Source organism: Clostridium sp. UBA6640, assembly GCF_002455975.1.
GTDB lineage: Bacteria > Bacillota > Clostridia > Clostridiales > Clostridiaceae > Clostridium_J.
Genome location: NZ_DKLM01000143.1, coordinates 71,028 through 78,897, shown reverse-complemented (window position 1 = coordinate 78,897; position 7,870 = coordinate 71,028). Strand labels below are relative to the sequence as shown.

Below are 7,870 nucleotides of genomic sequence, written 5' to 3'. Positions count from 1 at the left end.
ATTGGAGCGGAAGACGAGATTCGAACTCGCGACGTTCACCTTGGCAAGGTGACGCTCTACCACTGAGCCACTCCCGCATTTGTTTGGTGGCTCGAGCAGAAATCGAACCAGCGACACGAGGATTTTCAGTCCTCTGCTCTACCGACTGAGCTATCAAGCCAAAAATAACTGTCATATTAAAATTTAAATGGCGACCCAGAAGGGACTCGAACCCTCGACCTCCGGCGTGACAGGCCGGCACTCTAACCAACTGAGCCACTGGGCCATATTATATGGTGGTCGCAACAGGGATCGAACCTGTGACCCTCTGCTTGTAAGGCAGATGCTCTCCCAGCTGAGCTATGCGACCACTTTCTCTCGGCTATCTACCGAATACATTTATATTTTATAAAAAATAACCATTAATGTCAATAGATTATTTTGCTATTTAAAGAAATTATTTTTATATTGCTCTATTTTTTGAAATATATCTTTTATTTTCTTATATTTTTATATCCTATTAACTCTTTATTAATTAAGAATGAAGAATGAAGCATCTACAAAGATTTCCTTATACAATTGAGAACTGACAATAGAAAATTTATGACATTTTTTCTTTTATGGCAAAATTTAAAATTTGATTTCTTTTTTAAAGTACTAAAATTTTTCCATAATAAAAAAAGGAAAGTTAGCCTGAATAACCTTTCCTTTTAAAAAACTTTTAATTTTAAATTTCTCAGCTCAATAAAAGCTGAGAAATTTAAAACTAATTTATTTTCACGTTACGCAGTAACTTCCTATAAAGATAGCAATTAAATTACTAGTAAAAAATCTGTTAAAGAAATTACTTCACTAAGAAGTAATTTCAAGCATAATTCTTAACTTTTAATTCTTCAGTACTAATTTTAATAAGGTTACCCTATTTTATAATTCTTTTAATAATTCACCTATTTGTTCTGCTGTAAAGTCATATGCTTTATTACAAAAATGACACTTTATTTCTTCTGTTTTTCCATCTTCACATAAATTTTGTAATTCTTTTTTACCTATACTAATTAAAACTCTCTCTACTCTTTCTCTTGAGCAATCACATTTAAATTCTATTTTTCCTTCTTCATATATGTTAATATCCATATCTTCAAATATATTTTTTAATATTTCTTCTATGGTCATTCCATCGCTTATCATAGTAGTTATTGAAGGAATTTCTTCAAGTCTATAAGTTATTATATCTGCTAAAAACTCAGAAGCTCCTGGCATCATTTGAATTATAAATCCACCAGCTGCTTTTATACTTAAATCTGTATCAACTAATACACCTGTTGCTACTGCAGATGGTGTTTGTTCTGAAACCGTAAAATAGTATGCTAAATCATCCCCTATTTCTCCAGTATATATAGGAACCTGCCCCACATATGGCTCTTTAAGTCCCATGTCCCTTATAACCTTTAAATAACCTTCTTTTCCTATAGCACCTCCAACATCTAATTTGCCATTTGAATTTAATGGCAAATCTACACTTGGATTTCCTATATATCCTTTAACACTTCCATCAGCATGAGCAGTCACTATTACGCCCTTTGCTTCTCCGCCTCCATCTATTTGAAGAGTTAAGCTATCTCCTTCTGCTTTTAGCATAGCTCCCATTAACCCTCCAGCTGTTAACATTCTTCCTAAAGCTGCTGATGCAGTCGGTGTGCAATTATGAGCCTTCATCCCTTCCTGAACCATATCTGTAGTTATCGCTGCTATTATTCTAACATCACCATTATGTGCTGTTGCTCTTACTAACTTATCCATCTTCTTCCTCCTAGTTTAAATCCACATATTTATATATCTTTAAAAACAACTAGTCAATATGCTAGCTTATTTTTTGTTATGTTATCTTATAAAAACCCACTCATAGACTGTTATGAGCGAACTTTATTTCCTAATCTAATATAAAATAATACTACTACTTAACTTAAATTTATTTTCTTAATACATAAGTGATTCTTTCAGTTTCTTTACTTACAGGTATATTATCATAACAATCTAACTTTTTCTCTAATTTAAATCCTAAACTTTTAAAAATATCCTCAATATCGTCTTCGCTGTAAGCTCTTTCACAATGTTCTTCATCAAATCGTCTATAAACTTGTCCTTCTCTTACAAAAAAGGTTAAATACATATTTACTATATCATCCTCTAAGTAATTTTCCCATATATATACAACATCTTCACTGTCATAGTTAAAAATGTTATTCCCTAATATATTAATAAGTTTATACTGGGAATTTATATCAAATATAAACAATCCATCTTCTCTCAATAAACTATAGACACCTTCAAAGTATTTTTTTAATTCTTCTTTTTCTGTAATATAGTTAGTAGAATCTAAAGCACAGGTAATTAAATTAAAATTATTTTTTATGTTCAAATTACATATATCTTGACAAAAAAACCTTGTTCTCATGCCGTCACCACGAAGCTTTTCTTCTGCTATAGTAAGCATTTCCTGCGACAAATCTACAGCGTAAACATTTTGAAAGCTTTTACCTAATTCTACCGTTAAATTTCCTGTACCACAGGCTAAATCTAAATAGTTTCTTCTTTCTAAGGAGTATTCCTCACATATTTTTAATATTTTTTCACACCAGTTTTTATAATCCACATCACTATAAATTAGTTCATCATATATACTGGCAAAATTCTTATAACAGTACATTCTTCTTCTCCTTAAAATTATATAAAATTAATAAACTCTTATAATAAATAACAATAATATATTACAGCTTTTCTAAATATTTGTCCAAAGTTTTGTAATTAAATATATTAAATACTAAATCAATAGTGCTAAAAGCTCACAATATTTTATTTATTAATATGCATCTTTATTCTTAGGAATATTTAGCATCTTCTTTCTCTTAGTCATTATTCCTCCAATTCTCCCTGTTTCCTCTGCAGTAAGACCACTCCATCCTAATTCCTTAACTTTATCTATAAGTCCTAATTCTTCTGCAATTTCATATTTTATCTTTTCTCTCATCTCCTCGTAAGGAGTTAATTCTTTATTACTTTTAAGCTTAGCTTTAATAACCTTTTTTAATGGTGTTTTTCCCATATTTATACCCCTCCTACTATAGTTATATTCTCTACCAGGAAAGGTTTTTTATACCTAAATATCGTCTAATAAACCTAATTTTAAAAAATATTTTTTCCCAAAAATGATTTTTTTATTTTATTCATTTAATAATGTTATATTTTATTTAATATTGTAAACTTATTTATGCAATTTAGAATTGACGATTGACAATGGACAATTATGGATACTTCTCTCAAGAGAAGTTTTAAACTTATTTCTTTTAAAAGTGATGAAATCACTTTTATTAAAAATCTTTTAAAGAAATTAGTTTGATTAAAACTAATTTCCACCTTAATTGTGAATTTTGCATTGTGAATTGAAATACTTAGGGGTGTAGCTATATTTGGCTGTATATTAATTTTTAAAGTAGTCTATCTATAAATTTACAATGATATATTTCATAGTTCACAATTAAGGTATAAATAAAAAAATAGAGCAAAACTGCTCTATTTTTTTATTTATTATCTACCTTCAGTATAAGTATGTTTTAAATCAACTGTTCCAAAAGTTGGAGAGAAGTAATTCTTAACATATTTTCTAACATAAGTATTTTTAAATCTCCATACTCCAGGACTAATTGCTGCATCTTCATAAACTAATACTTTTTCAGCTTCAGCAAAAATCTTAGCTCTCTCTTCTAAATCTAGTGTTTCGCTAGCTTTCTTTATTAATTCATCATATTTTGAACTTTTCCATCCAGTTCTGTTCATACCAGAATTTGATGTCCATAAATCAAAGAAAGTGTTAGGATCATTGTAATCCCCAATCCATCCTTGAGAAGCAATCTCATAGTTTCCTGAGTCTACTCTACTTTGGAACACTGCCCATTCACAATATTCAGGCTCAATATTTACGCCTAATACTCTCTTATAATTATCTTGTCCAAACTCCGCAAATTCTTTATCTCTAGCACTAGTACCAGATTGAATAAAAGTTATAGTATGTTTAGATGGATCTGGATCTAAGCCTTCTTCTTTTAATCCTTCTATAAGTAAAGCTTTAGCATCCGAATTTTCCTTCTTTAAATCTTCTACTGGCTCAGACTTAACTTTCTCTCTAAATTCTAATTCACCTATTTGCACTGCTGGAGGGCACCATGCCGTCGCTGGCTCTGATAAACCTCTATATAGAGTATCACTCATCCCTTCCCTATCCATAGCTAGAGAAAAGGCCTTCCTTATTTTAGCATTTTTAAAATATTTATTATCTTGATTAAAGAACGTATAAGTAGCTGAACCATCATATCCTTTTATAACATCATAGTTTCCAGTACCGTCAAGTTTATCTATCCATTCTGGCTTAGTAACTGCTGCCGCATCTAATGAACCATTATAAAGTTCATTCATTCTTGAATTTTCTTCCTTTACAATTTTCATTGTTACTTTTTCTAATTTTACATTTTCAGCATCCCAATACTCTGGGTTTTTAACCAGTTCAATTTTATTATTGTGCACCCATTCTTTTATCATGAATGGTCCATTAAACACCATTGTACCTGCTTCAGTACCATATTTATCACCATGTTTTTCGACTATATCCTGTCTTTGAGGCTCCATCACTTTAAAACGTGTCAAATCTAAGAAATAAGGACATGGTTTTTCTAAAGTAATCTCTAAAGTTTTCTCATCAATAGCTTTAACACCAACATCTTCTACCTTAGCGTTACCTGCATTGTAAGCTTCTCCATTTTTTATTGGATATAATAGAAATCCATATTGAGAGGCAGTTTCAGGATCTAAAGTTCTCTTTATACCATAAACAAATTGCTCTGCTGTAACTGACTCCCCATCTGACCACTTCATATCTCTTATCTTAAATGTCCAAGTCAATCCATCATCTGACGCAGTCCAACTCTCTGCTGCGCCTGGTACAATAATTTCGTTATCATTTTCATCAGCTTCAACTCTTGTAAGTGCTTCCATTACATTGGTTAAAACTTGAGAAGAGTATGTATCTGTGCTTTTAGAAGGATCTAATGATTTTGGTTCAGACTGTAATAATACATTTAAATATTGATCTTTGTCCATTTTACCTTCACTTGTATTCTCATTTCCACCTTCTGACGGTTTGTCTTCTACCTTTTTCCCACATCCTGCTAATGCTACAGAAGCAGTTAGTGAAACTGTTAATAATGATACTAATAATCTTTTACTCTTCATAGTGAATCCCCCTCTTTTTAAAACTAAGTTCTTTTGTATTCTTTTTTATTAATATATATTTTTTCTAAAAATATTAATTAAATTAGAAATAAATATTAATTTTATCTTTGTCATTTTAAAATATTTTGTTGAAAATTGTTTAAATTTATTGTTATTTGAATTTTTATGTCTTTTGGCTATCACTTGAAGTAAATAATATAATAAAAATTTTATAAAATCAAGGTATTTTTATGTAAAATATTTTTGAATAAAAAATTTAATTTATCACTAAAATTATTAATAAAATATTAATTATTAACTATTAGTACATATTTAAACCACCTATCACAGCAAGGTTTACGGACTATTATAGCTTCTTACACTTTTTTATTAATTTTTAAATAATTTTTTGTTAACTTTCACTTTGTTTTATATTTCTAAATCTTTATATTTTTTCAAACAAATACTTATAAATAAAAAGTAAATTTATAAATTCTATCTTCTGCAATAATACGTTATTTTTTTTGCAATTTCTTTTTTTTACAATTTTACCCACATTTTTTTAATCACTACAAAGCATCCCTATCAAAGCATGTACTAAAAATTAATTATTGCGAATATTCTTCTTAATAACTTTCTCACAATCCCCAATAAATAATTGTTATATTTAAAAAATATTTCTTCTCTTTTCTAGAAACAAAATTTGTTACAATAATATATTATTTTCTTATAATCGCTAAAATAACTAATGAGCAATTAGCAATTTAATTTAGTTGCATAATAATTGCTTAGTTATTAAATAAAAAAAGACAGTTATCCATGGCTAAAATCAGCCATGAATAACTGTTCCTTTTTTAAATATTTAATTATTTTCTTCCATCTGTATAAGTGTGTTTGTAATCAGGTACTGCAAATAGTGGGTATGAATAATTTTTAACGAAATTACGCATATAAAAATTGTTATATCTCCACACACCTGGACTAAATACACCGTCATCATAAATTAATAATTTTTCTGCTTCAACAAATAACTTAGTCTTTTCATCTAAATCTTCAGTTCCAGCAGCAGTCCTTATTAATTCATCATATTTTTCACTCTTCCATCCATTGTTAATTATACCTGCATCTGATTTCCACATATCAAAGAATGTACTAGGATCATTATAGTCTCCAGACCAAGCTTTACCCGCCATTTCATAGTCACCGTCTTTTGTTCTAGATTGGAATACAGCCCATTCACAATATTCTGCTTCGATATTTACTCCTAATGCTTCACTATAGTTTTGTTGTTCATATTCAGCAAATTCCTTAGTATTTGCATCAGTTCCAGATTGAATTATCTTTATTGTATGTTTTGATGGATCTGGATCTAATCCCTCTTCTTTTAATCCTTCTATAAATAGTGCTTTAGGATCAAGATTGTCTTTCTTCAAATCCTCTACTGGTGCAGACTTAGCTTTTTCTCTAAAGTCTATTTCACCTACTTTAACTTCTGGAGGACACCACGCTGTTGCTGGTTCTGCTAAATCTTTATATAATGCTTTAACCATTCCTGGTCTATCCATTGCTATTATAAATGCCTTTCTTATTTTAGCATTTTTGAAATATTTATTATTTTGATTAAAATACTGATAAGTAGATGAACCATCATATCCTTTTTGCACATTGAAGTTGCCTGTTGCATCAAGTTTCTCTATCCATTCTGGTTTAGCAACCATTGCAACATCTAAAGAACCATTATAAACTTCATTCATTCTTGAATTAATTTCTTTTATAATTTTCATTGTAACTTTTTCTAATTTTACATTTTCAGCATCCCAATATTCTGGATTCTTAACTAATTCTACTTTATTATTATGAACCCATTCCTTTATAACAAACGGACCAGTAAATACCATTGTCTCAGCTTCAGTACCATATTGGTCACCATATTTTTCAATTATATCTTGTCTTTGTGGTTCCATTACCTTAAAATATGTCAAATCCAAGAAATAAGAACATGGTCTCTCTAAAGTAAACTCTAAAGTCTTTTCATCAACAGCTTTAATTCCAAGCTCTTCTAGGTTGAATTTACCATCTTCATCTTTATTAAAATTTTCTGCATTTTTTATTGGATATAATAAAAATGCATACTCAGAAGCAGTTTTAGGATCTAATGTTCTTCTTATACCATAGACAAATTGCTCTGCTGTAACCGGCTGACCATCTGACCATTTCATATCTCTTAAATTAAATGTCCAAGTTAAACCATCATCAGATTTATTCCATTTTTCAGCTGCTCCTGGACTAATAATTCTTTCACCATTCTCACCAGTTTCAACTCTTGTAAGTGCTTCCATAACATTTGTTAAAACTTCTGAAGAATATGAATCTGAACTTTTAGATGGATCTAGTGATTTTGGATCAGCTTTTAATGTAACATTTAAATATTGTTCCTTGTCCATTTTAACTTCACTAGAAGTTTCATTTCCACCTTCTGCTGGTTTTTCATCTTCTTTTTTGCCACATCCTGCTAATGCTATAGAAGCAGTTAGTGAAACTGTTAATAATGATACTAATAATCTTTTACTTTTCACAATTATTCCCCCTCTTTGTATAAAACATTCTCAAATATTTTTAAAAAAATATT

At 29.6% G+C, this 7,870-nt stretch carries 5 protein-coding genes and 4 tRNA genes; all 9 read right to left on the bottom strand.

Annotated features, from left to right (window positions below):
* Positions 1 to 2: 2 nt before the first annotated feature.
* Positions 3 to 77: transfer RNA gene (locus B2W91_RS16190), tRNA-Gly, on the bottom strand.
* Between the two features lie 7 nt (positions 78 to 84).
* Positions 85 to 160: transfer RNA gene (locus B2W91_RS16185), tRNA-Phe, on the bottom strand.
* A 28-nt stretch (positions 161 to 188) separates the two neighbouring features.
* Positions 189 to 265, bottom strand: a tRNA-Asp gene (locus B2W91_RS16180).
* 8 nt (positions 266 to 273) lie between these two features.
* Positions 274 to 349, bottom strand: a tRNA-Val gene (locus B2W91_RS16175).
* A 554-nt stretch (positions 350 to 903) separates the two neighbouring features.
* A complete protein-coding gene (gene hslO, locus B2W91_RS16170; protein ID WP_291582788.1) occupies positions 904 to 1,779 on the bottom strand; it encodes an Hsp33 family molecular chaperone HslO in 876 nt (291 codons plus the stop codon).
* Between the two features lie 169 nt (positions 1,780 to 1,948).
* On the bottom strand, positions 1,949 to 2,686 hold the full coding sequence (locus tag B2W91_RS16165; protein ID WP_291582786.1) for a class I SAM-dependent DNA methyltransferase: 738 nt from the start codon (positions 2,684 to 2,686) through the stop codon (positions 1,949 to 1,951).
* A gap of 153 nt (positions 2,687 to 2,839) precedes the next feature.
* Positions 2,840 to 3,082 carry a small, acid-soluble spore protein, alpha/beta type gene (locus B2W91_RS16160; RefSeq protein ID WP_291582785.1) on the bottom strand — a complete coding sequence of 81 codons (243 nt, stop codon included), beginning with the start codon at positions 3,080 to 3,082 and terminating at the stop codon, positions 2,840 to 2,842.
* A 482-nt stretch (positions 3,083 to 3,564) separates the two neighbouring features.
* The gene (locus tag B2W91_RS16155) at positions 3,565 to 5,262 is read right to left on the bottom strand and encodes a peptide ABC transporter substrate-binding protein (protein ID WP_291582784.1); all 1,698 of its coding nucleotides are present in this window, start codon (positions 5,260 to 5,262) and stop codon (positions 3,565 to 3,567) included.
* Positions 5,263 to 6,107: 845 nt separating this feature from the next.
* A complete protein-coding gene (locus B2W91_RS16150; protein WP_291582783.1) occupies positions 6,108 to 7,817 on the bottom strand; it encodes a peptide ABC transporter substrate-binding protein in 1,710 nt (569 codons plus the stop codon).
* Positions 7,818 to 7,870: the final 53 nt, after the last annotated feature.

Coding starts and splice junctions, on each gene's coding strand:
- B2W91_RS16155 (WP_291582784.1), bottom strand. CDS start 5,262: ATGAAGAGTAAAAGATTATTAGTATCATTATTAACAGTTTCACTAACT.
- hslO (WP_291582788.1), bottom strand. CDS start 1,779: ATGGATAAGTTAGTAAGAGCAACAGCACATAATGGTGATGTTAGAATA.
- B2W91_RS16165 (WP_291582786.1), bottom strand. CDS start 2,686: ATGTACTGTTATAAGAATTTTGCCAGTATATATGATGAACTAATTTAT.
- B2W91_RS16160 (WP_291582785.1), bottom strand. CDS start 3,082: ATGGGAAAAACACCATTAAAAAAGGTTATTAAAGCTAAGCTTAAAAGT.